Genomic DNA, 23,284 nt, shown 5'->3' on the forward strand with positions numbered 1-23,284 from the left:
TTAAAAAGAATTAAATGGAAAAACAAAATAGAGTAAGAGCTGTGGACTTTGTAAGAGGATTTAGTGTTCTTATTATGATTCCAGTACATGTGATGATGATTTTTTCAAGTATGGATACTTGGGAAAACTCGATAACTGGAAATATAGCTCAGATATTAGAAAGAGGATCACCGGTTTTCCTTATTGTAATGGGGATATCATTTGCATTCTCAAGAAATTCAAATAGAAAAGGAATCCTTAAAAAAGCATTATTCATAATTACTTTAGGATACGTTTTAAACTTCTTAAGATTTATAGTACCTCTTTTGTTTTTTGGAGGTTTCCCAGAAAGTTTTGTAAAGGCAAGCGGGCTTCAAGTAAGTAATCCGTATAGCATGTTAAACTACTTCTTAAAAGGTGATATGTTTCAATTAATAGGTATATCATTATTTTTAATAGGCCTGTCGTTTAAGTTCTTAATTAAGAATAAAAACATACTTATAGTTATTGCACTGGTCGTTATGTGGCTTTCAAAGATTGTAAGTGGTATTCAACTTGGAATTCCTGGAGTAGATTATGTTTTAAACCTTATTTGGGGTAATAACTTTGATGTATATTTTCCTTTATTTCCATGGATTTCATTTATTCTGATGGGACTGTATTTAGGATTAAGATACCAAGAAGCACCTGAAAATGCTGATGCATCTTTATTCAGACCAATGTTGTATATAGGTATCGTTTTTCTTGTAACAGGAAAGTTACTGTGTGATTATAATTATGAATACCATTTTGGAGATTATTATCATTTAGGTCCAGGAGGAAGTATGGGATTAATGGGGTGTATCTTAGTTCTTTTCTGGTTGTATTATTTAATAGAACGAAATCTTCCTAAGAACAATTATGTAAGCAGATTATTCTTTTATTGTAGTAAAAATGTTACTTCTTTTTATATGATACAATGGGTGTTAATTTATTGGTTGTTAGCGTTTACAGAATTTTCAGCTTATAACGAGCCAATGGTTTTAGCCATTATGTTGGCTGTAAACATAGGAACTTTCAGCCTATTGTACCTGTTTAACAAATACAAGGTTGTAAAAAGAAGTAAAAAAACAAGGGTAACACAACAAATGGCATAGGTATGAGGAAGTTATTAATTATTGCTGTTGTTTTATTGCAGCTTAAATCTACTGCACAAGCAAGATTAGCAGGGAGCTATGGATTAGATCCTACCGTTCAAGAATTTTTAGAAGTTATCCATTCTTATCAAGGCCCACCATTACAAGATTTGCCCTTGGATGTGGGAAGATTAGCGATGGAAAACATGCAAAAAGATTCAACCTTAACCTATGATAACGTAACTTTTACAAAAGTTTCCTTTAAAGAAGGAGGCAGGAAAGTTAATTCAGTAATCATAAAGCCTAAAAAAGCCGAAAAACTGCTTCCAACATTAGTGTATTTTCACGGGGGGGGATGGGTGTTTAATAGCTTTGAAACACACAAACGATTAATGCGAGATATTGCTTTAAAAGCAAATGTAGGAGTTGTTTTTGTAGAATATTCAAGGGCACCAGAAATAAAGTATCCTGTAGCAAATGAAGAAGGGTATGCAGCAGCTTTATTTCTGTCAAAATATGGGAAAAACTATGGATTAGACTCAAACAGAATTATAGTTGGTGGTGACAGTGTAGGAGGAAACATGGCAACTGTTGTAGCAATGAAGGCAAAAGAAAAAGGAACACCTAAAATTCTTGGGCAAGTATTGTTGTATCCTGTAACCGATACTAATTTAAACACCAAATCATACGAACGATTTTCTAAAGGGCATTATTTAACTAGAGCCACCATGAAGTGGTTTTGGGAAGTATACGCTCCTGATAAAAGCACGCAATCATTAGCAACTGTAGCTCCTTTAAAAGCAAGTTTAGAAGAACTTCAAAACTTACCTAAAACACTTTTAATAACGGCGGAATATGATGTGCTAAGAGATGAAGGTGAAGCATATGCTAAAAAGTTAAGAGCAGCTAAAGTACCAGTTATATCAACAAGATATGGAGGAACAATACACGATTTTATAGTACTAAATGCTCTTAGAAAAACCGAAGCTTCAAAAGGAGCAGTAGCACAAGTGTGTGCTTTTTTAAAGAATAATTTTTATAAGAATAATTAAAAAATGGATTTATCATCTATAAAAGTACTTGTAGGTCAATTAGAACATATGAGTATAATAGTGCTTGTTTTAATGCTAGTTGAGTGGGGAATTCTTATAGTAACGAGTTATGTAGAAAAAAACAAAGAAGGAGTGGTTAGTATTATATCATATTTAGTGCAAAGCATTCCATATTTTTTATTGTCAAAAGTGTTTATTGTGGCTAGCATGTTTTGGTTGTATGAAAATAGATTTTTTACCTTAGGGTTTCAATGGTATGTCTGGGTTGCGGCTTACTTATTGTACGATTTTACAGTGTTTTTTATTCATTTATTAGGACATAAAGTTCGAGTTTTATGGTGTATTCATGGTGTGCATCATACAGCAGAAGAAATGAATTTAACGGTAGTTGCTCGAGGATCAATCTTTGATGTGTTTTTTACTCCGTTTAATTTTATATGGCTTCCAATTGTAGGATTTCATCCATTGATGATTTTTGTAATTGAGCCCATAGCAAGATTATATGCTACGTTAACACATATAAACGAAAAAGTTATTGGAAAGCAGAAACAGTTGGATAAGCTATTAATTACACCTTCAGTTCATAGGGTGCATCATGCTAAAAATCATATTTATTTAGATAGAAATTATGGCGAAACCTTTAGTATTTGGGATCGCATATTTAAAACTTTTCAAAAAGAATTAGATAATGAAAAGATTGAATATGGAATTATGCATGACAAACTGAATAGTGAAAGCCTATGGGATGTACAGTTTCTACTATGGAAAGAATTATGGTTAGACGTTAAAAAAGCACCAAGATTAATAGACAAAGTAAAATATGTTTTTATGCCTCCAGGTTGGAACCACATTGATGGAGGAAAAAAGGCAAGAGAGTACAGAAATGAAGCTTGGTTAAATAAACTAGAGAAATAAAAGAGTATAAATTTAGACTCTAACAAGAATATTTCTTTCTAAACTCTTTAGGAGTAACTTTTTCAAACTTTTTAAAAGCAGCTGTAAAATGAGTAGGGTTTTTATACCCTACCATATCAGCTACTTCATAAATAGGTCTTTGAGTATGAGTCAATAGGTTTTTAGCCTTCTCCATTCTTAATTTTTTAGCATAATTGAAAATAGTTTCATCAAACAATTTTTTAAACTCATTTTTTAAAACATTTTGATTCAATAATACTTTGCGAGCAAGCTGCTGTATGGATATTTGTTCATGTAGATTTGTTTGAAGTATAGCTTCTACTTTATATATTTTCTTAAGAATATTCTCATTAGAATTACTCGCTTTTTTAGAACGAAGATCTAATTGTAGGTGTAGTAATTCTAACGCTTTTGATTCTAAAAAAAGGCGCTTTAGCAATCCTTTTTGTGAATTAAGAAGTACTTCATTAACAACTTTCTCCATATTAGAAGTTAATTGTTGAGTAAAGATTTCTGTTTTTTTTAAACCGAGTGCCTTATCATTGGACAAAAGAGCTTGCATTTGATGTTTTTGTATGAAAGAATCATACATGCTAATTTTAATTTCGTTTATAGGTTTATCTCTATAAAAAAAGGCTTTATTATCTTCACTGTTACTGTATAAGAGACAGCTTTCATTTTTTTCAAGAATGAGATCGTTTTTAGAATCAGAAAAACGAATAATCTTTTCACCTTCAATTAAAACAGAAAGCTCTAAAGAGCTTAAATTATGATTTGAAGTAAAAAGAAAATCTTTTTTAAACTTCGCATTTATTATAGTAATTAGTAAACCATCAAAATAGTAACTAGTTATAATTCCGCTACCATAAGTAGGGTTAACAGCATAGGCACAAGCCGTTATACCACAGTTTATACTTTTATTTTGTAACTGTAATATTTTTTTTAACTGTAATGTTTCATCTTTGGCTATAGCAATTTCCATAAAATTGGGGGACAAAGGAAATTTGGATTAAGCTTATTGTATGCTAAATATCTTTAATCCATTTGTAAATATTAACAATTAAGAATACACTTGCTATAGCTACTAAAAGAAGCATGAATATTTCAGAGATGTTACTCGCTTCATGCATAATAGCTTCAAATAAATGGTATACGTTGTATAACCCAGCAATACTTGCCCAAACTAGGGAGGTTACCTTAAACCATTTTTTAGAAATCTCAATGGTTAATAAACCAAAAAGTAAGCACATTCCTTCAAATAGTATACGGTATATATGATGTGCAAAAGGAGCTTCACCTGTTGCACCCTCCATTACTAAGGTTTCATTGTAATATATATTGAACAGTCCGTAAATGTGGTGAACTATCCAGCCAATTGCTAAAAATATCCAAAGTATTATAATTTTTGTTCTCATAGGTATGTGGTTTTTATTGTTTAATAATTGATTGTTTTTTTCAGTATTTAAAACCTGAGTTGTTTTTTGAGTTTCTTCAGTTAACAACTGCTTACGATTTTTGTAATCTATAGGATGTTTTGTAAAAGCACTTTTAGCTTTTACTTCAGGTTTAATTTTAAGGTAGATGAATAGTGCAGTAACTGAAATACCTATCCATAATAAATCAACTGTAAGAATATCAAGTTGCTTAGCTTTATAGGTATTCCAAATCCAGTTGTTGGAAACAATACCACTAGCAACCGGAACTAAAAAACCAAGAATGGCACCTGCCAATAAAGTAGTTTTGTTTGTGAGATAATTATTTCGCTTAAGCCTAAAATAAAGAGTAGCTAATAACCAAACAACAAAAAACCAAGTGTATAAAATACTCATTTTTTGAGTTTGATAAGTTTCTGGTAATAATTTTACGACCAAGAAAAATAAGGCAATAACAGGAAATAATGACAAGCAAATAGCAAGATAAATATGCCCAACCTTGGCAGTGTAAAGACGTTGTTTTAAGGACATGCTTTTTTTATTGCGAGCTTCAATCCAGATTAATACCCCCGTGATAATTACGAAGCAAGTAATAAGCGCTAGGATAAAGTAAATGACTTTTACAGCACCCCCCCCAAAATTACCATAATGTAAGCGACTTACAGAAAGCTGGATGTCATCTGTATACTTACTTTCATTAGGGTTTCTTACAATCGAAGTTTTATCAGTTTCAAAATCATAAAATATCATTCCGGAGCTTAAAAATCGTTCTTTATAATCCAGTTCACCAATTAAGCAGTATTTCATGTTAGTGCCACCATAGTTTTTAATTAAAACATAGTTAGAATTAAAATGAGACCAACGGTTAGCGTTTTCTTTTACAAATTTATTGACACTAGGAATTTCTTTGTTTGTTTTAGCAATCCATTCATAGGATGTAAGATCGGGGCGTAAATCTTCCATTAGTTTATCTCGATCACCACCATATAAAAAGTTTGCAGGGAGTAAAACAAACAAGCTTAAACAGAAATAGGCAGCAGTAACAGCGTACATAAACTGAAAAGGAAGTCCAATAATTCCCAATGCTGTGTGAGCATCTGTCCAGACTCTTTTTAAAGCAATTTTGGGATTGAACTGGTAAAAGTTTGAAATAATTTTTTTCCAATGCACAATCACTCCAGTAACTATGGCAAATAAAAAGAATAAGGAAACAAAACCGGCAAGATAAATTCCAATAGTAGGAATTTGTGTAAAGAAATGTAAACGGTATAAAAACTCTCCTAAACCATATTTTTCTACATAACCAGCTGTTTCACCAGTATGAATATTTATAGCTTGATAGTTTTGATATTTTGCTTCATCAGGAATATTTACTGTGTCTTTAGCAGCTGAGGTTAAGACATAGATGTTGTCGCTTTTATGCCCTAAGTAAAAACGAATATCTCTACTCGTTAAATGATGATCTTCTGAGAGTTTTTTTAATAAAGAATCATAATCGATGTTTTCTCTGGCAATATTTTGTGAATGCTTACCATCTTCCCAAGCTTCAATTTCATCTTTGAAAAGAGCGAAAGCACCTGTAAAAAAGATTACATATAAGGCTACACTTATAACAATACCGCTAACTGTGTGCGTGTTGAAAAATACATTGTAATTTCTGTTACTCATTATACGAATGGATTTTGTTGATTTCCGAAGTAATAGATTACATATAGGATTATAGATATCAAGAGATATAAAATCCAAACTTTCCATCCATTTTTAAACAAGTAAGGAACAACTAACAAAGCGCCCCAAACAATAAAAATGGTATAAATAGAGGTGATTAGTACTTCTTTTGGATTAGGTAGCCATAAAACTAAACACATATGTAGTAGAGCACTTATAATGTATCCACCAATGAGACCAGCAGAGATTTTTGCAAACTGCTGCCAAGGTGATTGGTTTAAATATTTAGAATTAGCTGGCATATTAAAAAATGAGTTCTATTAAAAAAGTTAACGTACATGAGACAGTTAAAAAAACATAGTTTATCACTCTTAAAGGAGTAATGAGAATGATAAGGCTTAAAAACAGAGAGATAGCTACAATCCAAGTAATAATTCCAGCCGAAAGCCCCAAAAAGTTTATTGAGAGGAGCAAGCCTACGAGCAAGGTAATTACTCCAATTATGTTGGCATTGCGTTTATTATTTTGAAGCCATTTTTGTAAGAGGGTATTCTTAGTTAAATGTGCCTTTTCAGAAGAGTTATATAAGGAATAACATCCTAAGAAAATAAAAAGAAAAGTAACTGTTTTCATAGTGGTTTAATCAAATGACAAAACCCTGAACATAAAAGTTCAGAGTTTTGTGTTTGCTGCATTTAATAATTCAAATAGCTATTCATATTTAAAATTTATAACTAACAGTACCTAAGAAGGCTCTTGGAGCTTGAGGAGTTATAGTACTCCATCCTGTATAGTACTCTTTGTCTGTTAAGTTGTTTCCTTTTAAACTAATTCTAAATTTATCGACTTCATAATAAATAGAAGCGTTAAAAATAGTATAGGCTGGTAAGTAAAAATTTCCGACCGATGGGTAGCCTACCATAGTGTTGTATTTACTAGCACCGTTAAATCCAAAACCTAACCCTAGGTTTTTAACAAAACCGTCTTGAAATTTATAATCAGCCCAAAAATTGTAAGAAGTTTCAGGTCCTGCTTCAGCTAATCGTTGATCTACTAAATCAGGCCTTGATTTCGACTCAGTAACTTTTGCGTCATTATAACTAATACCTCCACGTAAGTTTAATCCGTTAACTGGGTTTGCGTTTACTTCTAGTTCAAAACCTTCACTTTTAACAGTGGCATCTTGTTGTTTATTAGCCCCCGTCCCCATAACCTTATCTTTTACAGTTATGTTATAATAACTTAAAGTGGTTTCTATTTTATTATTAAGTAAGTTTGTTTTTACACCAAACTCTAACTGATTAGCTTGTTCTAGGTCATATGATTGAATCTTAGTAGCTCCATTAGGGTTAGAAATATCTACAGGAACTCTTTCTGGATTCACGTAAGAAAATCCATTTTGATAATTAGCAAAAACAGATAGTTGATCTAAAATTGGTTGGTAAACAATTCCGAACTTAGGTGAGAAGGTTGATTTAGTATATTCTTTTTCGTCATCGCTTGAGTCGTTTGCATCACCTTTATAATTGAATCGATCATAACGAACTCCAGCCATTACAGAAAGTTCAGGTAAAATGTTTACTACATCAGAAAGATAACCACTAAGAACATTTTGATTTATATCAGAATTTGACCTGTCAACATTAGCTAAAACAGTATCAAGACTTGCTCTTGTTGTTGGTAAATTAGCAAAGCCAAAAGCAGGAGGTACAGGAATTAGTTGTCCTTGTGGGTTTACAACATTAATTCCACGATAACCAGAACCATTATCTATAATTTGTGACTCTAAATAATCAACACCAACTACTACTCTATTTCTAACAGAACCTAGTTTAAAGTCTCCTGTAAAGTTTTGTTGTAAACTAAGAGTATTAGTAGAAGCATCTGTTTTTTGAGCATATAATCCAAATAAATCATCTTGAATATTATATAGGTAGGTGTAATATCCTTTTGATTTTGTGTTACTACCAGCTACAATTGTTTGAGAAGACCAGTTATCGGTAATTTTATAAGCAGCTTCACCTCTATAATTTTGATTAGGGTTTTTAATAGAAATGTCGTTGTTTGTTAACGATTTCTCTCTGTCGTAATTTAGCTCTGTTAAATTTTTAACGGTAAGAGGAGCTCCTCTGTTTAAAAATAGAAAAGTTTGATTTGTTTGATCTGTCGATGACAATTCATAATTAAAATTCAAAGTCAATCGATTATTTACTTTATAAGATATAGCAGGAGCTAAGAATAAAGCTTTTCTAAAACCAGCGTCTTGAAAACTATCTTGTGTTTGATAACCAGCGTTTAATCGCAATGAGATATTTTCATTTTCTTCAAGGTTAGTATTAAGGTCAACCGTTAGTTTTTTAAACCCAAAAGAACCACCACCAACAGTAATATTTCCGCCAGTTCCCTTATAAGGTTTTTTGGTAACTATATTAATTAAACCTCCATATGATGTAACAGTGCTTCCGTATAAAGTGGCAGAAGGCCCCTTTATAACCTCAATTCTTTCTACATTATCAGGGTTAATAAAACCATTTGTAATTCCAGGAACACCATTAACTAATTGTGGTTGAACAGAAAAACCGCGAATAGAATAGTAACCAGCACCATCTCCACTTCTACCAGTTGAAGACCATAATTTTTCAACTCCAGTCGTGTTTTTTAAGGCTTCTTCAAAGCTTGTAACAGACTGTGAAACCAATAGCTGATTAGTTACTGTGCTATATACTTGTGCATTTTCAATGTTTTTTAAAGGTAGTTTTGCTACATAAGCAGTCTTTTTTCTAGAAAACTTGTTTTTTCTATGAGTGTCAACAGTTACCTCGTTAAGTATTTCATTACCTTCATATAAAGTAATTTGTAAGTTTTGTGTATTGCTATTAGTTTTTACATTTTTAGTTTTAAAACCAACATAGGATACTATCAATGTTATTTCTCCTTTTTTGGAGATAGGGATTGTAAATTTACCATCAATGTCGGTTTGCACCCCTTTTTGAGTTCCTTCAATAAGTATGTTAACACCTATTAAAGGGTCATTATTGTTGTCTAATACAGTACCACTAATCTTTTCCCCTTGTGCTACTGAATTTACTATTCCTAGAAACAGGATGACTGTTGTTAAAAAGCCCTTCATTTATTCCTTATTTAGATTTAATAAAAATTATTTAATGTCGCAAATGTATCTCAGAGAGGTTAAGTATCAAAATTTATTTAGATTAATTTTAAATAAAAAAATCTAAAATTTTGAAATTTAATGAGATATCAACATCTTTTTAAATTTGGTATATTTGTAAAACGCAACTAAAAACCTATTAAAATGCATTGGAAAGATCTTTTAGCGCATTTAAAGTTCATGATAAAACGGAATCCGGAGTAGCTATCATTGATTGATTTTAGGAGTTAGTCATTACTATAATGAGTAGAATAAATAGACTAATAAAGAAAGAGAGTTAATTGTAAGATTAACACATTGTTGAATTATCAAATTAAGAAAAGATGCCTTTTTATCATAAATTAGGAAAAATTCCACACAAGCGACATATTCAGTTTCGTAAAGAAGACGGAAGTTTATATTACGAACAATTATTTGGTACGATTGGTTTTGACGGAATGTCAACTAATAGTTACCATGAATATAGACCAACAATGGTCAAAGAAATCCGTAAACAATATTCGATAGCACCTAAGGTAGCAAAAGAAAACAATATTCAATCGTATCGTTTTAGAGGGTTTCAAGTAGCGCCAGAAAATGATTATTTACAAAGTAGAAAAGTAGTACTTACTAACTCTGACTGTAATATCATTTTAGCAGCTCCAAAAGAGTCTACCAAAGAATACTTTTATAAAAATACCGATGCAGATGAGGTAATTTTCATCCATAAAGGGACTGGGAAATTACGTACTATGTTAGGTAACTTAGATTTTAAATACGGTGATTACTTAGTAATTCCTCGTGGAGTAATTTATAAATTGGATTTTGATACAGAAGATAACAGGTTATTTATCGTTGAATCTTATCGTCCAGTATACACTCCAAAAAGATATCGTAACTGGTTTGGTCAATTATTAGAACACTCACCATTTTGTGAACGTGACATTCGCAGACCAGAAGAACTAGAAACACATAACGAAAAAGGAGACTTCGTTATTAATGTGAAAAAACAAAATGAAATTATTGAAATGGTATACGCAGCACACCCTTTTGATGTTGTTGGGTATGATGGATATAACTATCCGTATGCTTTTTCAATTCACGATTTTGAACCAATAACAGGGCGTATACATCAACCGCCTCCAGTACACCAAACATTTGAGACAGATGCATTCGTAATCTGTAGTTTTGTACCTCGTTTATACGATTATCATCCAGAAGCAATACCAGCCCCATACAATCATAGTAATATTGATTCTGACGAAGTATTGTATTATGTAGACGGAGACTTTATGAGTAGAAATGATATAGATGCAGGACATATTTCCTTACATCCAGCGGGAATTCCTCACGGACCACACCCAGGAGCAGCAGAAAGAAGTATTGGAGAAACAGTAACCGAAGAATTGGCGGTAATGGTAGATACTTTTAAACCATTAAAAGTAACTGAAGAAGCTATGAAAATAGCTGATGAAGATTATTATAAATCTTGGTTAGAGTAGTTCAGTATATCAATGTGACAATTTGAAAATGTGTCAATTCAATTTTCAAATTAACTAATTATCAAATTTTCAAAATAGAGAGAAATGTCAAAAGAAATAAAATCAGTAAACTACGGTTTAGAAAAAATATTTGAAGGAGCACAAGACTTCTTACCACTTTTAGGAACAGATTATGTAGAGTTTTATGTAGGGAATGCAAAGCAAGCAGCACACTTTTATAAAACTGCATTCGGTTTCCAATCATATGCATACAAAGGATTAGAAACAGGATCTAAAGAAGAAGTAAGTTATGTGTTAAAACAAGATAAAATCAAATTAGTTTTAACAACTCCATTAAACAGTAAATCTCCAATTAATGATCATATAGTAAAACATGGAGATGGAGTTAAAGTAGTAGCACTTTGGGTTGAAGATGCAAGAAAAGCATATGAAGAAACAACTTCACGAGGAGCAAAATCATACATGGAACCAACTGTTGAAACAGACGAACACGGAGAAGTTGTAAGAGCAGGGATTTATACTTATGGAGAAACTGTTCATATGTTTGTAGAACGTAAAAATTACAACGGAGCGTTTTTACCAGGTTTCAAAAAATGGGAATCAGATTATAACCCACCAGCAGCAGGTTTAAAATATATCGATCATATGGTAGGTAATGTTGGTTGGAACCAAATGGACGTTTGGGTGAAATGGTATGAAGATGTAATGGGATTTGAAAACTTCTTATCATTTGATGATAAACAAATTCATACAGAATACTCGGCATTAATGAGTAAGGTAATGTCTAATGGAAACGGAAGAATTAAATTTCCAATTAACGAACCAGCCGAAGGGAAAAAACGTTCTCAAATTGAAGAGTATTTAGATTTTTATGAAGGTGCAGGTGTGCAACATATTGCTGTAGCTACTGACGATATTATAAAAACAGTAAGTCAATTAAAATCTCAAGGAGTAGAGTTTTTGTCAACTCCACCAGAAGCATATTATCAAGCAGTTCCAGGAAGATTAGAAGAGTTTAGTCACGAGTTAAGAGAAGATATTGAAAGGCTAAAATCATTAGGAATCATGATCGATGCTGATGAAGAAGGGTATCTATTACAAATCTTTACAAAACCAGTAGAAGATCGCCCAACATTATTCTTTGAAATTATTCAACGTATGGGGGCTCGCGGATTTGGAGCAGGGAACTTTAAAGCTTTGTTCGAGTCGATTGAAAGAGAGCAAGAATTAAGAGGAACTCTGTAAAAATTTATTTTATAAGATAAAGCAAATTAAAAATCAAGATTCAAGACAGTAAAAATTGCCTTGTTTCTTGGTTTTTATTATTTATATGATGAATCAAAATAGGTATTTAAATATAAAATCTCCTTTCTCATAAAACTTACTTAACCTAAAGAGTAAGAATGTAGAACAATTATAAAAGAACAAACAAATGAGTAAAGAAGAAATATTAAAAGCAATAGAAGAAAAATACGATAAATTAGGTGTTCCTGTTGAAGCCATGTTAGAAGGATTGCTTTGGAGTGAGCCTATAACCTATTGGGATTATATACAAACAGATGCACTTTTAGGACTTCAAATTCCTAGAACTACGTTACCTGATGAAATGGTTTTTATCATGTATCATCAAGTAAATGAATTGTTGTTTAAAATGATTTTGTGGGAAATTGACCAAGTAGCAAAAGCAGAAGAAATTACAGCAGATAAGTTCTCAAAACACTTAATGCGTATCAGTCGTTATTTTGATATGTTATGTAGTTCTTTTACAGTTATGGGTGACGGAATGGATGTAGAACAATACTTAAAATTTCGTAATACACTAACGCCTGCAAGTGGTTTTCAAAGTGCACAATACCGTAAAATTGAATTTGCCTCTACAGACCTTATTAATTTGATAGATGCACGTTATAGAGATACAATTGATAGAAATTCATCATTTAAAAATGCCTATGATCACTTATACTGGCAAGCAGCAGGGAAAAATTATACCACAGGTCAAAAAACAACTTTATTAAATTTGTTTGAGAAAAAGTATATGGGTGAATTTATAGATTTTATGGAAGATTATAATGACTGTAACCTTTCAAAAAAATTCAAGCAATTACCAGAAGAAGTTCAAGAAAATGAAGAGCTAATAAAAGCAATGCGTCATTACGATTATACTGTAAATGTTAAATGGGTAATGGCACATTACAATGCAGCAGGAAAATACTTAGGAGGAAGCGATGGAGATTTAGAAGCCACTGGAGGTAGTAATTGGCGTAAATATTTGCACCCAAAATATCAAAAAAGAATTTTCTTTCCATACCTATGGAGCCAAGAAGAATTAGAAAACTGGGGAACGTTTTAAATTCTAGTAACTATAAGATAAAAGCTGTTTAATATTCTGTTAAACAGCTTTTTTTAATTTTTGGAACGGTAATTGTCTATCAATTTTCATAAGTTTGAACATTATGAGAAAAAGAATATTGTTTTTTACATTTTTAGTAGTTGCACAAAGTTTTTTTGCACAAAGTAAACCAACAGCCTATAAGAGCGGAGAATGGCTTCGTTTTGATATGAGCTATAGTGGGTTTTTAAAAGCAGGAACAGCAGTTTTACAGTTAAAAGAAAAGAATTTAAATAACCAAAAAGTACTACATGCTATAGGAACAGGTAAAACAACGGGTGTTATAAGTTGGTTTTTTAAGGTTGAAGACAGGTATGAAAGTTATTTTGGAATTGACAAAGTGCAACCTTATTTATTCAAAAGAAAAATAGATGAAGGAGGTCATAAAAAGAATCGTCATATAACCTTTAATCATAAAAAAAACACAGCGTACGTTCAAGATTTCCGTAAGCAAAAAGATACATTAATTTCTGTTAGATCACCTCAAGACATGATTTCTACTTTCTATTTTTTAAGAAGTCAGAATACCAAAAACTTAAGAAAAGGAGATGAAATCAAGCTTGATATGTTTTTCGATAATAAAAGTTACCCGTTTAAATTACGATTTTTGGGGCACGAAACATTAAAAACAAAGTTTGGTAAGGTTAAAACACAAAAATTTAGACCATTGGTTCAAGCCGGTAGAGTTTTTAAAGCAAAAGAAAGTGTTACTATTTGGATTTCAGCAGATGACAATAAAATACCAATAAAAATGAAAGCTTCTTTAGCCGTTGGATCATTACGTGCAGAATTAGATGCTTATAAAGGATTAGCAAACCCTTTTGAAATAGTTGTAGATTAAAAAAACTATATAAGCTGTTTAAGAATTGTTAAAGTGGGAGGAAAAATAGTATTTATTTGTACTTTTGCGCATAAACTCAAATTTAAAGCAGCTTTTTTTTGAAAAAATTCATTCTTACATTCATTATTTCATGTCTTTTCTTTTCATGTAAAAAAGAAAAGAAAGTAGTCGTACAAGAACCTATCAAAATAGAAAAACCAAAGTCTATTATAGCTTATGGTTTTAATTTAGATAATTATAAGGTTATTAACGATACTATAAAGAATGGAGAAAGTTTTGGAGTAATTATGGATAGACATCATGTAATGTATCCTAAAATTAACGAAATAGCAACCAGAATTAAAGATACTTTTGATGTAAGAAGGATACGATCAGGAAAAGCTTACACAATTTTAGCTTCAAAAGACAGTTTAGATCAAGCACAGGTTTTTATTTATAAACACAACAAAGTAGAAGCTACTATTATCGATTTTAAAGATTCTATAATATCTGCATATAAACATAGAAAAAAGATTAAGACTGTTGAAAAAGAAATAGCAGGTAAGATTTACTCTAATTTATCCATAACAATGGATAGTTTACAGTTAAAACCAACACTTACCAACACAGTAGCAGATATTTATGCTTGGACACTAGATTTTTATCGTTTACAAAAAGGAGACACATTTAAATTAATTTTTGAAGAAAAGTTTATAAACGATACAACCTTTGTTGGGTACGGTAAAGTGAAAGCTGCTATTTTTAAGCATAATGGAGAAGATTTGTATGCATACAGATATGTAGCCGATTCAATAAAAAAAATTCCTGAATATTACGATCAAGAAGGAAACATGCTACGAAGAGCATTTTTAAAATCACCTATTAAATTTCAATACAGAATATCATCACGTTATAATTTAAGAAGGCGGATAAAACTTTATGGTAACAGAGTGAGAGCCCATAAAGGAACTGATTTTGCTGCTAGATATGGAACTCCTATTATGACTACAGCTAGTGGTACTGTTGTAGAATCTGCAAGAAGAGGAGGTAATGGGAATTATGTTAAAGTAAAGCATAATAGCACCTATACAACTCAGTATTTACATATGAAAAGAAGAAAAGTAAGAGTTGGTGAATATGTAAAACAAGGAGATATTATTGGTTGGGTAGGTATGACAGGAAACACCAGTGGTCCACATGTTTGCTATCGTTTCTGGAAAAATGGACGACAGGTAGATCCGTTCCGTGAAAAATTACCATCAGCAGAACCTTTAGATCCTAAAATAAAACCCACATATTTAGAATATATAAAACCATTAAAAAGACAATTAGATAGTATAAAATTACCACAACCAGAACCACTTTCATTTAAAGAAAAAGAAATTTTAGCTACACATTAATTATGCCATTACAGAATATAAATCCTACAGAAACTAATGCTTGGGAGAGGTTAACAAAACATTTTAATGAGGCGAAAGGTTATGAGTTAAAGGAACTGTTTCGTAAGAATAAAAATAGAAAAGATGAGTTTTCTATTTGTTTAGATGAATTGTCTGTGGATTATTCTAAAAATAGAATAACCCAAGAAACAATTGACTTATTGATTTCTTTAGCTGAAGAAGTGGAATTAAAAGATGCTATCGAAAAATATTTTTCAGGAGATAAAATTAATGTTACGGAAAATAGAGCAGTATTACACACAGCTTTAAGAAGCAGTACAGACGCACCCATTTTTGTAGATGGTAAAGATGTAAAGCCTAAGATTAAAACAGCTTTACGAAAGATGAAAGCTTTTAGTAATAAAGTTATTTCAGGAAAGTGGAAAGGGTATACAGGAAAACCCATCACAGATGTAGTTAATATTGGTGTAGGTGGATCAGATTTAGGACCTAAAATGGTTGTAGAAGCATTACAATTCTACAAAAATAAACTCAACACACATTTTGTGTCAAATATTGATGGAGATCATGTTTTTGAAGTCTTAAAAAAGATAAATCCAGAGACAACGCTTTTTATTGTAGTTTCTAAGAGTTTTACAACTCAAGAAACAATTAATAATGCTAATACAATAAGAGATTGGTTTTTAAAATCAGCTACTGTTTTTGATGTTTCTAAGCATTTTGTAGCTGTATCATGTAATATTAAAGCTGTTGAAAATTTTGGAATTGACAAAAAGAACATATTCCCTATGTGGGATTGGGTTGGTGGTCGATTTTCACTTTGGTCAACTGTAGGTCTATCGATTTCTTTATCCTTAGGTTTTGATAATTTTGAAAAACTGTTAAGAGGAGCTGAAAAAATTGATGAGCATTTTAGAACTACAAGCTTTGATAAAAACATACCAGTTATATTAGCTTTTTTAAGTGTTTGGTATAATAATTTCTTTGGTTCAGAAACAGAAATGGTATTACCTTACAGTGAGTACTTAGAGAGGTTACCAGCTTACTTGCAACAAGCTGTGATGGAAAGCAATGGTAAAGATGTTGATAGAAATGGAAATAGAGTTGATTACCAAACAGGAACTATTGTTTGGGGAGGAACGGGAGTGAATTCACAACATGCTTTTATGCAGCTATTGCATCATGGAACAAAATTAATACCAGTTGATTTTATTGGATTTAAAGAGTCTTTACATAGTTTAGAAGAACATCACGAAAAGTTACTCGCAAATTGTTTTGCTCAACAAGAGGCTTTAGCTTTTGGAAGAACTAAAGAAGAAGCTCATTTAGAATTAAAGGTTAATAATCAACTAAACCAAATAAATACACTTTTACCTTATAAAGTGTTTAATGGTAACCACCCTAGTAATTCAATAACTTTTAAAAAATTAACACCTTATTCTTTAGGAATGCTCTTAGCTATATACGAACATAAAATTTTTACTCAAGGAGTTTTATGGAATATATTCTCATACGATCAATTTGGTGTTGAATTAGGAAAAGAACTAGCCCAAAAAAAACTTATAAACGATTAAATTCTACCTAATCGTATCTCTTTTACGTTTTTTAACCTATATATAGGTTTTATTAACAATTAAGGTTGGGTGTAATGTGTTGTTTTTCAGTGTTAAATAGCTTTTTTTAGATGTTGTAGGGTCTTAATTTATTGTTAAAACTTAACATTAAGTTAATATTAGCACTAATGAAAAGCAGGATATTTGCACCTGCATTTAATAACAATTAGATTAAAAAATGAAAACATTTAAAAATGTATTACTTGTAGCTTTGTTCTTTGTAACAGCTACAGTTTTAGGTCAAACAAAAATTACTGGTACAGTAGTTGACGAAATGGGGGAACCATTACCAGGAGCTAACGTTGTAGTAAAAGGGACTACAAACGGTTCAGCAACTGACTTTGATGGAAAATTTATACTAAACGCTAGCTCAAACACAGGAGCAGTAGTAGTATCGTTTGTTGGGTATACTAACAAAGAAGTGTCTTTTTCTGGAGCTTCTGATTTAGGAACTATTGCTTTAGAGCCTTCCAATGTATTAGGAGAGGTTATTATCACTGGGGTTGTTGATATTGCAAAAGATAGAAAAACTCCAGTAGCTGTATCTACTATTAAATCTGAAGAAATTCAAGAAAAACTTGGATCTAAGGAGTTTCCAGAAATTTTAAATACTACTCCTTCTGTTTATGCAACAAAGCAAGGTGGTGGTTTTGGTGATTCAAGAATTAATATTCGTGGTTTTGACCAAAGAAATACAGCTGTTATGATTAACGGGATGCCTGTTAATGATATGGAAAATGGTTGGGTATATTGGTCTAATTGGGCTGGTCTATCTGATGTAACTTCTGCTATGCAAGTGCAAAGAGGTTTAGGGTCTTCTAAATTAGCTATTTCTTCTGTTGGTGGTACTATAAACGTATTAACTAGTTCTGCTGATAAAAAAGAAGGAGGTAGAGTTTATGCTAGTGTAGGGAATGATAATTATTTAAAAACAACCGTTTCTTACAATACAGGTTTGTTAGAAAATGGTTTATCTGTTTCAGCTTTGTTCGGTAGAGTGGCTGGAGATGGTTATGTTGATGGTACTGAGTTTGAAGGATATAATTTCTACTTAGCTTTAGGTTACAAACCTAATGAAAATCACGACTTTCAGTTCACGGTAACAGGAGCTCCTCAAAGGCATAACGGTAGAGGTTATGCACCTTCATTAAATGATTATATTAATTATGGTGATGGAGTTGACCCTAACAGGAAGTATAACTCTGATTGGGGGTATAGAAACGGTAAAGAAGAAACTTTTAGTGGGAACTTTTACCACAAGCCTGTTGCTTCTTTAAACTGGGATTGGAGAATAAACGATAATTCTAAATTGTCTACAGTATTATATGCCTCTTTAGGGAGAGGAGGATCAGTTGGGTCTATTGGACGTATTAATGGAAATCAGTCTTTTGGATCTAAATTAAAAGATGAAAATGGTTTAGTTCGCATTGATGATATTATAAGATGGAACAGAGGAGAAGAGGTAGTTGATTTTGGTGGAGGACAATATAACGACCCTACTATGAGAAGTCAATTCAATGGAGCGTATGTTAATACAGGTAATGATGGTCATCCTACAGGTGAAGGTAAATACGGAAGTGATAACGGTATTTCTCAAAGATCTTCGATGAATTCTCATAACTGGTTTGGAGCAATTTCAAACTTCAATACTAAACTAACTGATGAGTTAACATTGGATTTTGGAGTTGATTTAAGAACTTACAAAGGAATTCACTATAGGAGGTTAGTTGATTTAATGGGAGCTGATAGTTATGTTGATTATGATAATATAAATACCCCTGATGGAGCTGTAATTACTGAGACATACGCTCCAGAAATTTCAAATATTTGGAATGTTTTCAAAAGTGTAGATGATGAACAAAAAATAGATTATTATAATGACGGAAAAGTAAATTGGATGGGAGCTTTTACTCAGTTAGAGTATAGTAAAGATAATATCTCTGCATTTATTCAAGGAGCAGTTTCTCGTCAAGGATTCCAAAGAATAGATTACTTTAACTATTTAGATTCTGACCCAGAGCAGGCATCGGATTGGCAAAACCTTTGGGGAGGTAATATTAAAGGTGGAATTAATTGGAATATAAATGAACAACACAATGTGTTTGCAAATGCAGGTTATTATTCTAAGCAACCTTTATTTGATGCTGTTTTCCCAGATTATAACTCTAATACTGTAAGTGAGGGGTTAACCAACGAAAAAATTTTAGGCCTTGAAGTAGGGTATGGTTTTAGACACGAAAACTATAACGTAAACATTAACTTATATAGAACATCTTGGAAAGATAGATTTTTGACAGCATCTGGTGAATTTGATATTAATAATACACCTAGTGATGATAGAGATGATATTAGAGGGACAGCTAATTTACAAGGAGTTGAGCAAATTCATATGGGAGTTGAGTTAGAGGCAACAGCTAAATTTGGTAACTTAACAGTTAACTTAATGGGATCAATCGGTAATTATGAGTATGGTTCTGATGTTGTTGCAACTTATTTTGATGAATCTAATAACCCAATTATTGTAGGAGGAGTGGAACAAGAGAAAACATTGTACTTGGAAGATAAAAAAGTTGGAGATGTACCTCATACTACTTTCAGACTAGGGTTTGATTATAAAATCACTGAAGGGTTGAAGTTTGATATCAGCCAGTTCTATGTAGCCAACTTGTATGGATCTATTGATGCAGATGGATTCACTTCTCAGGATTCTGAATCATTAAAATTGCCTGGTTATTCATTAACTGATGCTGGAATTTCGTACAAGTATACTTTTAAGAATGATAACTCTTTAGGGTTACGTTTTAACGTAAATAACTTAACAGATGAGTTATACATTTCAGAAGCAGATACAAATAATGCTGCTCGTCCTGGAGATACAACTTGGAATGGTATTAATACTTCTAACAGAGTGTTTTTTGGTTATGGTAGAACTTGGAACTTAGGGTTGACTTATACTTTTTAATGTCAAACTTTAAGAAAAAATAAATTCAAAAACCACCTCAATTGAGGTGGTTTTTTTATGCAGAAAATTCAGTATTTTTACACTAACTAAAAATGTATAAAATCATGATGAAAACTTTGCACTCTTATTGGGCATATATTGTATTAGCAGTTTTAATTTTTACTGTGGTAAATGCTATTATAGGATTAGTACAAAAAAAAGAATTTACCCATAAAGAGTTTCGTTTAGGGTTGTTTACTTTAATTACAACTCATATTCAACTATTAATAGGTTTAGGATGGTATTTTATGTCTCCTTGGTATAAAGCCTTAAAAGCTAATGGAGGAGAAGTAATGAAAGAACCAATGGCACGCTTATTAGCAGTAGAGCATCCATTAATGATGATTATAGCTATTGTATTAATCACAATAGGCTGGTCAAAACATAAAAAACAAGTAAAAAGCGAAGCTAAGTTTAAAACCTTTGTAATTTTTTACGGACTAGCGTTAGTCCTAATTCTCGCAAGAATTCCTTGGAACAATTGGTTTTAAGATAAAATTATAGTCCCGCTTCCGCTGGATTTTCTATTTTTGCGCACTAGTAATGTTTTAATAATGAAATCGGTATGATTAACTTATTAAATAAAAGACTAAGCAAATAACAAAACAACTAATAGAATGAAGGTTTTAAGTTATATACTCTCATCAATCTTTGCATTGGTGTTTTTTTCTTTATTATTAATTTTTCATCCATTACAATGGTTAGGTCTTAAGCTCTTTGGACAAGAAGGACACCAGAACGTAGTAAATATTATGAATTGGTTCCTCATAAAATCATTATTGATATTAGGAATTAGAGTTCAGTTTGAAAATAAACAGGATTTACCAGAAAATACAACCTTAATTTTTGTCGCAAATCATCAAAGTACATTTGATATTCCGCCAATTATTTGGTATCTTAGGAAACACTACCCAAAATTTGTATCAAAAAAAGAGCTAGGAAAAGGAATCCCTAGTATTTCCTTCAATTTAAAACATGGAGGAGCGGCTTTAATTGATAGAAAAGACGCCAAACAAGCATTGTCAGAATTAGGAAAATTTGCGAAACGCATAAACGAGAATAAATGGTCTGCGGCTATTTTTCCGGAAGGAACAAGAAGTAGAACAGGAAAACCTAAGCCATTTTCTGTTAATGGGCTTAAAATGATAGCTAAATACAATCCAGAAGCCTATCTTGTTCCAATATCAATTAATAACTCATGGAAAGTATTTAAGTACGGAAAATTCCCGTTAGGAATTGGAAGCCCGATAAAGATAAAAACCCACAAACCAATAAAAGTAAGCAGTTTACCGTTTGATGAGTTAATTTTGAAAACAGAAACAGCTGTAAAGTCTGGGATATACTAAACGAAAACAAACAACAATAAATATAAACCCTTAAAGTAAATTATGTCAATACAAAACATTCGAAAGGAAGTAATGCAAACGCTGGAAAAAAATATAGACAGTTTTGTAGACAGGTTCTTAATGCCAATTGAAAAAATTTGGCAACCAACCGATTTTTTACCCAATTCACAACAAGATTCTTTTATAGAAGAAGTAAAAGAGATTCAAGAACTATCAAAAGAGCTTGATGATGATTTTTGGGTGGTTTTAGTAGGAGATACTATTACCGAAGAAGCTTTACCAACTTATGAATCTTGGTTATTAGACTTAGATGGAGTAACACAACAACCAGATAATGGTTGGGCAAAATGGATTCGTGCTTGGACCGCTGAAGAAAACCGTCATGGAGATGTGTTAAATAAGTACTTATACCTATCTGGAAGAGTAAACATGCGTGAGGTAGAAGTATCAACACAACACTTAATTGCTGACGGATTTGATATTGGTACAGCTACCGATCCTTACAAAAACTTTGTGTATACAAGTTTTCAGGAATTAGCAACGTATGTTTCGCACTTAAATGTTGCTAAAATAGCAAAGAAAAAAGGACACAAAGCCTTGGCAAAAATGTCTCGAATTATTGCAGGAGATGAAATGCGTCACCACCTAGCATATACTGAGTTTGTAAAAGAGATTTTTAAAATTGATCCAAGTGAAATGATGTTAGCGTTTCAACACATGATGAAGCATAAAATTGTAATGCCTGCAATGCATTTAAGAGAGTCTTTTGGAGAGAAAGGAAGTCTGTTTGATGATTTTTCAACCGTTGCGCAAAGAATAGGTGTATACACTGGTTTTGATTATGTTGATATCGTAAGAAAACTAAATGAAGCTTGGGAAATAGATAAGATTACTAATCTAACTCCAGAAGCAGAAAAAGCACGAGATTTCTTAATGAAATTACCAGACAGGATGTATCGAATTACTGAACGTATCGTAGTACCGGATACAAAATTCAATTTCAAATGGATGATTCCTGCATAAAAATAAAAAAGCAACCGAAAGGTTGCTTTTTTATTGAAATATAAACTCATCTCTGTCATCCAAAAACCGAAATCTATTACGAGTTTTTATTTGTGTTTCTTTATCTAATTCAACAATTAGTATTTCCTCAGTTCCTTGGTTGTTTTTTGCTAAACAGTTTCCTAAAGTATCATAGCAAACCGTATTACCAGTATATTCATAACCGTTAGCGTCTACTCCTACTCTATTTATACCAATGGTGTAACTCATGTTTTCAATAGCACGTGCTTTTAATAAGCTATCCCATGCTTCAATACGAGGTTTAGGCCAACTAGCTACATAAAAGAGGAGGTCATAGTTTTTAGCATTTCTAGCCCATACAGGGAAGCGCAAATCATAGCAAATTAACGGACAAATCTTCCAGCCTTTATATTCAACTACAATTCTTTCAGTTCCTGCAGAAAACACTTCATGTTCACCCGCTAACGTAAACGTATGTTTTTTATCATACGAATCAATTTTTCCTGAAGGATGCACAAATAATAAACGATTGTAAAAATGATCATTTTCATTAATAACGATACTTCCAGTAATAGCAATGCTCTTTTCTTGTGCTAAATTTTGTAGCCATTGTACTGTTTCACCTTCCATCGTCTCAGCAATTACAGAAGCATTCATAGTGAAACCTGTAGTAAACATTTCAGGTAAAATAACTAAGTCGATATCTTCAGTCAAACTGTTGATTTTCTCCTCAAATTGTTTTCTGTTTGCTGCTGGGTTTTCCCAAATTAAATCCGATTGAATCAAAGCTACTCTTAAGTGATTCGTTGTGTTCATGAATATAGGCTATTTGTACTCTCAAAAATAGGATAAAAATTGTACTTTCGATTCAAGCTAAAAA

19 protein-coding genes are annotated in these 23,284 nt (G+C 31.9%); 13 read left to right on the forward strand and 6 right to left on the reverse strand.

The genetic code is table 11. From position 1 onward, the window contains the following. Nucleotides 1-14 precede the first annotated feature (14 nt). From LCI24_RS02300 to LCI24_RS02310, 3 genes are read left to right on the forward strand one after another with little or no spacing between them, the layout of a single operon-like run. Entirely contained in the window at nucleotides 15-1,115 is a 1,101-nt protein-coding gene (locus LCI24_RS02300) for a heparan-alpha-glucosaminide N-acetyltransferase domain-containing protein (RefSeq protein ID WP_274638972.1), read from the forward strand. Between the two features lie 2 nt (nucleotides 1,116-1,117). After that, complete coding sequence (locus LCI24_RS02305) at nucleotides 1,118-2,146, forward strand: alpha/beta hydrolase (protein ID WP_274638973.1); 1,029 nt, start codon at nucleotides 1,118-1,120, stop codon at nucleotides 2,144-2,146. Between the two features lie 3 nt (nucleotides 2,147-2,149). Next, nucleotides 2,150-3,061, forward strand: a complete 912-nt coding sequence (locus LCI24_RS02310) for a sterol desaturase family protein (protein WP_274638974.1) — start codon at nucleotides 2,150-2,152, stop codon at nucleotides 3,059-3,061. Between the two features lie 19 nt (nucleotides 3,062-3,080). Here the strand turns inward: LCI24_RS02310 and LCI24_RS02315 are convergent, their stop codons facing one another. The 5 genes from LCI24_RS02315 to LCI24_RS02335 all read right to left on the reverse strand — a co-directional run bounded on the left by LCI24_RS02315 (nucleotide 3,081) and on the right by LCI24_RS02335 (nucleotide 9,292). Next, the gene (locus LCI24_RS02315) at nucleotides 3,081-4,043 is read right to left on the reverse strand and encodes a helix-turn-helix domain-containing protein (protein WP_274638975.1); all 963 of its coding nucleotides are present in this window, start codon (nucleotides 4,041-4,043) and stop codon (nucleotides 3,081-3,083) included. A 43-nt stretch (nucleotides 4,044-4,086) separates the two neighbouring features. Next, nucleotides 4,087-6,162: a PepSY-associated TM helix domain-containing protein gene (locus LCI24_RS02320; protein WP_274638976.1), complete on the reverse strand. Its 2,076-nt coding sequence runs from the start codon at nucleotides 6,160-6,162 to the stop codon at nucleotides 4,087-4,089. Next, on the reverse strand, nucleotides 6,162-6,464 hold the full coding sequence (locus LCI24_RS02325) for a hypothetical protein (protein ID WP_274638977.1): 303 nt from the start codon (nucleotides 6,462-6,464) through the stop codon (nucleotides 6,162-6,164). Before LCI24_RS02325 ends, LCI24_RS02320 begins: the two co-directional genes overlap by 1 nt. A 1-nt stretch (nucleotide 6,465) precedes the next feature. After that, entirely contained in the window at nucleotides 6,466-6,795 is a 330-nt protein-coding gene (locus LCI24_RS02330) for a hypothetical protein (RefSeq protein ID WP_274638978.1), read from the reverse strand. An 88-nt stretch (nucleotides 6,796-6,883) separates the two neighbouring features. Continuing rightward, nucleotides 6,884-9,292 (reverse strand): TonB-dependent receptor, encoded by a 2,409-nt coding sequence (locus LCI24_RS02335; RefSeq protein WP_274638979.1) that lies wholly within the window; start codon nucleotides 9,290-9,292, stop codon nucleotides 6,884-6,886. A gap of 362 nt (nucleotides 9,293-9,654) precedes the next feature. Between LCI24_RS02335 and LCI24_RS02340 the strand changes: the two genes are divergently transcribed. The 10 genes from LCI24_RS02340 to LCI24_RS02385 all read left to right on the forward strand — a co-directional run bounded on the left by LCI24_RS02340 (nucleotide 9,655) and on the right by LCI24_RS02385 (nucleotide 22,404). Next, the gene (locus LCI24_RS02340; RefSeq protein ID WP_274638980.1) at nucleotides 9,655-10,812 is read left to right on the forward strand and encodes a homogentisate 1,2-dioxygenase; all 1,158 of its coding nucleotides are present in this window, start codon (nucleotides 9,655-9,657) and stop codon (nucleotides 10,810-10,812) included. A gap of 84 nt (nucleotides 10,813-10,896) precedes the next feature. Beyond that, the gene (gene hppD / locus LCI24_RS02345; RefSeq protein ID WP_274638981.1) at nucleotides 10,897-12,057 is read left to right on the forward strand and encodes a 4-hydroxyphenylpyruvate dioxygenase; all 1,161 of its coding nucleotides are present in this window, start codon (nucleotides 10,897-10,899) and stop codon (nucleotides 12,055-12,057) included. 187 nt (nucleotides 12,058-12,244) lie between these two features. Continuing rightward, nucleotides 12,245-13,162 carry a tryptophan 2,3-dioxygenase family protein gene (locus tag LCI24_RS02350; RefSeq protein WP_274638982.1) on the forward strand — a complete coding sequence of 306 codons (918 nt, stop codon included), beginning with the start codon at nucleotides 12,245-12,247 and terminating at the stop codon, nucleotides 13,160-13,162. Nucleotides 13,163-13,265: 103 nt separating this feature from the next. After that, entirely contained in the window at nucleotides 13,266-14,042 is a 777-nt protein-coding gene (locus LCI24_RS02355) for a DUF3108 domain-containing protein (RefSeq protein ID WP_274638983.1), read from the forward strand. 98 nt (nucleotides 14,043-14,140) lie between these two features. Then, on the forward strand, nucleotides 14,141-15,421 hold the full coding sequence (locus tag LCI24_RS02360; protein WP_274638984.1) for a peptidoglycan DD-metalloendopeptidase family protein: 1,281 nt from the start codon (nucleotides 14,141-14,143) through the stop codon (nucleotides 15,419-15,421). 2 nt (nucleotides 15,422-15,423) lie between these two features. After that, nucleotides 15,424-16,995 (forward strand): glucose-6-phosphate isomerase, encoded by a 1,572-nt coding sequence (pgi, locus tag LCI24_RS02365; RefSeq protein WP_274638985.1) that lies wholly within the window; start codon nucleotides 15,424-15,426, stop codon nucleotides 16,993-16,995. Nucleotides 16,996-17,212: 217 nt separating this feature from the next. After that, complete coding sequence (locus LCI24_RS02370) at nucleotides 17,213-19,996, forward strand: TonB-dependent receptor (protein WP_274638986.1); 2,784 nt, start codon at nucleotides 17,213-17,215, stop codon at nucleotides 19,994-19,996. A 107-nt stretch (nucleotides 19,997-20,103) separates the two neighbouring features. After that, nucleotides 20,104-20,526 (forward strand): hypothetical protein, encoded by a 423-nt coding sequence (locus tag LCI24_RS02375; RefSeq protein ID WP_274639065.1) that lies wholly within the window; start codon nucleotides 20,104-20,106, stop codon nucleotides 20,524-20,526. A gap of 126 nt (nucleotides 20,527-20,652) precedes the next feature. Continuing rightward, complete coding sequence (locus tag LCI24_RS02380; protein WP_274638987.1) at nucleotides 20,653-21,381, forward strand: lysophospholipid acyltransferase family protein; 729 nt, start codon at nucleotides 20,653-20,655, stop codon at nucleotides 21,379-21,381. A 42-nt stretch (nucleotides 21,382-21,423) separates the two neighbouring features. Continuing rightward, nucleotides 21,424-22,404, forward strand: coding sequence for an acyl-ACP desaturase (locus LCI24_RS02385; RefSeq protein WP_274638988.1), 981 nt, complete (start codon nucleotides 21,424-21,426; stop codon nucleotides 22,402-22,404). 30 nt (nucleotides 22,405-22,434) lie between these two features. On the opposite strand, the gene LCI24_RS02390 is transcribed toward LCI24_RS02385, so the two are convergent. Beyond that, a complete protein-coding gene (locus LCI24_RS02390; protein WP_274638989.1) occupies nucleotides 22,435-23,220 on the reverse strand; it encodes an amidohydrolase in 786 nt (261 codons plus the stop codon). Nucleotides 23,221-23,284 lie beyond the last annotated feature (64 nt).

Origin of the sequence: Tenacibaculum larymnensis, from assembly GCF_028829235.1 — a bacterium.
In the GTDB taxonomy this organism is placed as follows: Bacteria; Bacteroidota; Bacteroidia; order Flavobacteriales; family Flavobacteriaceae; genus Polaribacter; species Polaribacter larymnensis.

What these genes read in the sequence shown, in the direction of transcription:
- LCI24_RS02300 (WP_274638972.1), top strand. Translation starts at nt 15, where the DNA reads ATGGAAAAACAAAATAGAGTAAGAGCTGTGGACTTTGTAAGAGGATTT.
- LCI24_RS02305 (WP_274638973.1), top strand. Translation starts at nt 1,118, where the DNA reads ATGAGGAAGTTATTAATTATTGCTGTTGTTTTATTGCAGCTTAAATCT.
- LCI24_RS02310 (WP_274638974.1), top strand. Translation starts at nt 2,150, where the DNA reads ATGGATTTATCATCTATAAAAGTACTTGTAGGTCAATTAGAACATATG.
- LCI24_RS02315 (WP_274638975.1), bottom strand. Translation starts at nt 4,043, where the DNA reads ATGGAAATTGCTATAGCCAAAGATGAAACATTACAGTTAAAAAAAATA.
- LCI24_RS02320 (WP_274638976.1), bottom strand. Translation starts at nt 6,162, where the DNA reads ATGAGTAACAGAAATTACAATGTATTTTTCAACACGCACACAGTTAGC.
- LCI24_RS02325 (WP_274638977.1), bottom strand. Translation starts at nt 6,464, where the DNA reads ATGCCAGCTAATTCTAAATATTTAAACCAATCACCTTGGCAGCAGTTT.
- LCI24_RS02330 (WP_274638978.1), bottom strand. Translation starts at nt 6,795, where the DNA reads ATGAAAACAGTTACTTTTCTTTTTATTTTCTTAGGATGTTATTCCTTA.
- LCI24_RS02335 (WP_274638979.1), bottom strand. Translation starts at nt 9,292, where the DNA reads ATGAAGGGCTTTTTAACAACAGTCATCCTGTTTCTAGGAATAGTAAAT.
- LCI24_RS02340 (WP_274638980.1), top strand. Translation starts at nt 9,655, where the DNA reads ATGCCTTTTTATCATAAATTAGGAAAAATTCCACACAAGCGACATATT.
- hppD (WP_274638981.1), top strand. Translation starts at nt 10,897, where the DNA reads ATGTCAAAAGAAATAAAATCAGTAAACTACGGTTTAGAAAAAATATTT.
- LCI24_RS02350 (WP_274638982.1), top strand. Translation starts at nt 12,245, where the DNA reads ATGAGTAAAGAAGAAATATTAAAAGCAATAGAAGAAAAATACGATAAA.
- LCI24_RS02355 (WP_274638983.1), top strand. Translation starts at nt 13,266, where the DNA reads ATGAGAAAAAGAATATTGTTTTTTACATTTTTAGTAGTTGCACAAAGT.
- pgi (WP_274638985.1), top strand. Translation starts at nt 15,424, where the DNA reads ATGCCATTACAGAATATAAATCCTACAGAAACTAATGCTTGGGAGAGG.
- LCI24_RS02370 (WP_274638986.1), top strand. Translation starts at nt 17,213, where the DNA reads ATGAAAACATTTAAAAATGTATTACTTGTAGCTTTGTTCTTTGTAACA.
- LCI24_RS02375 (WP_274639065.1), top strand. Translation starts at nt 20,104, where the DNA reads ATGAAAACTTTGCACTCTTATTGGGCATATATTGTATTAGCAGTTTTA.
- LCI24_RS02380 (WP_274638987.1), top strand. Translation starts at nt 20,653, where the DNA reads ATGAAGGTTTTAAGTTATATACTCTCATCAATCTTTGCATTGGTGTTT.
- LCI24_RS02385 (WP_274638988.1), top strand. Translation starts at nt 21,424, where the DNA reads ATGTCAATACAAAACATTCGAAAGGAAGTAATGCAAACGCTGGAAAAA.
- LCI24_RS02390 (WP_274638989.1), bottom strand. Translation starts at nt 23,220, where the DNA reads ATGAACACAACGAATCACTTAAGAGTAGCTTTGATTCAATCGGATTTA.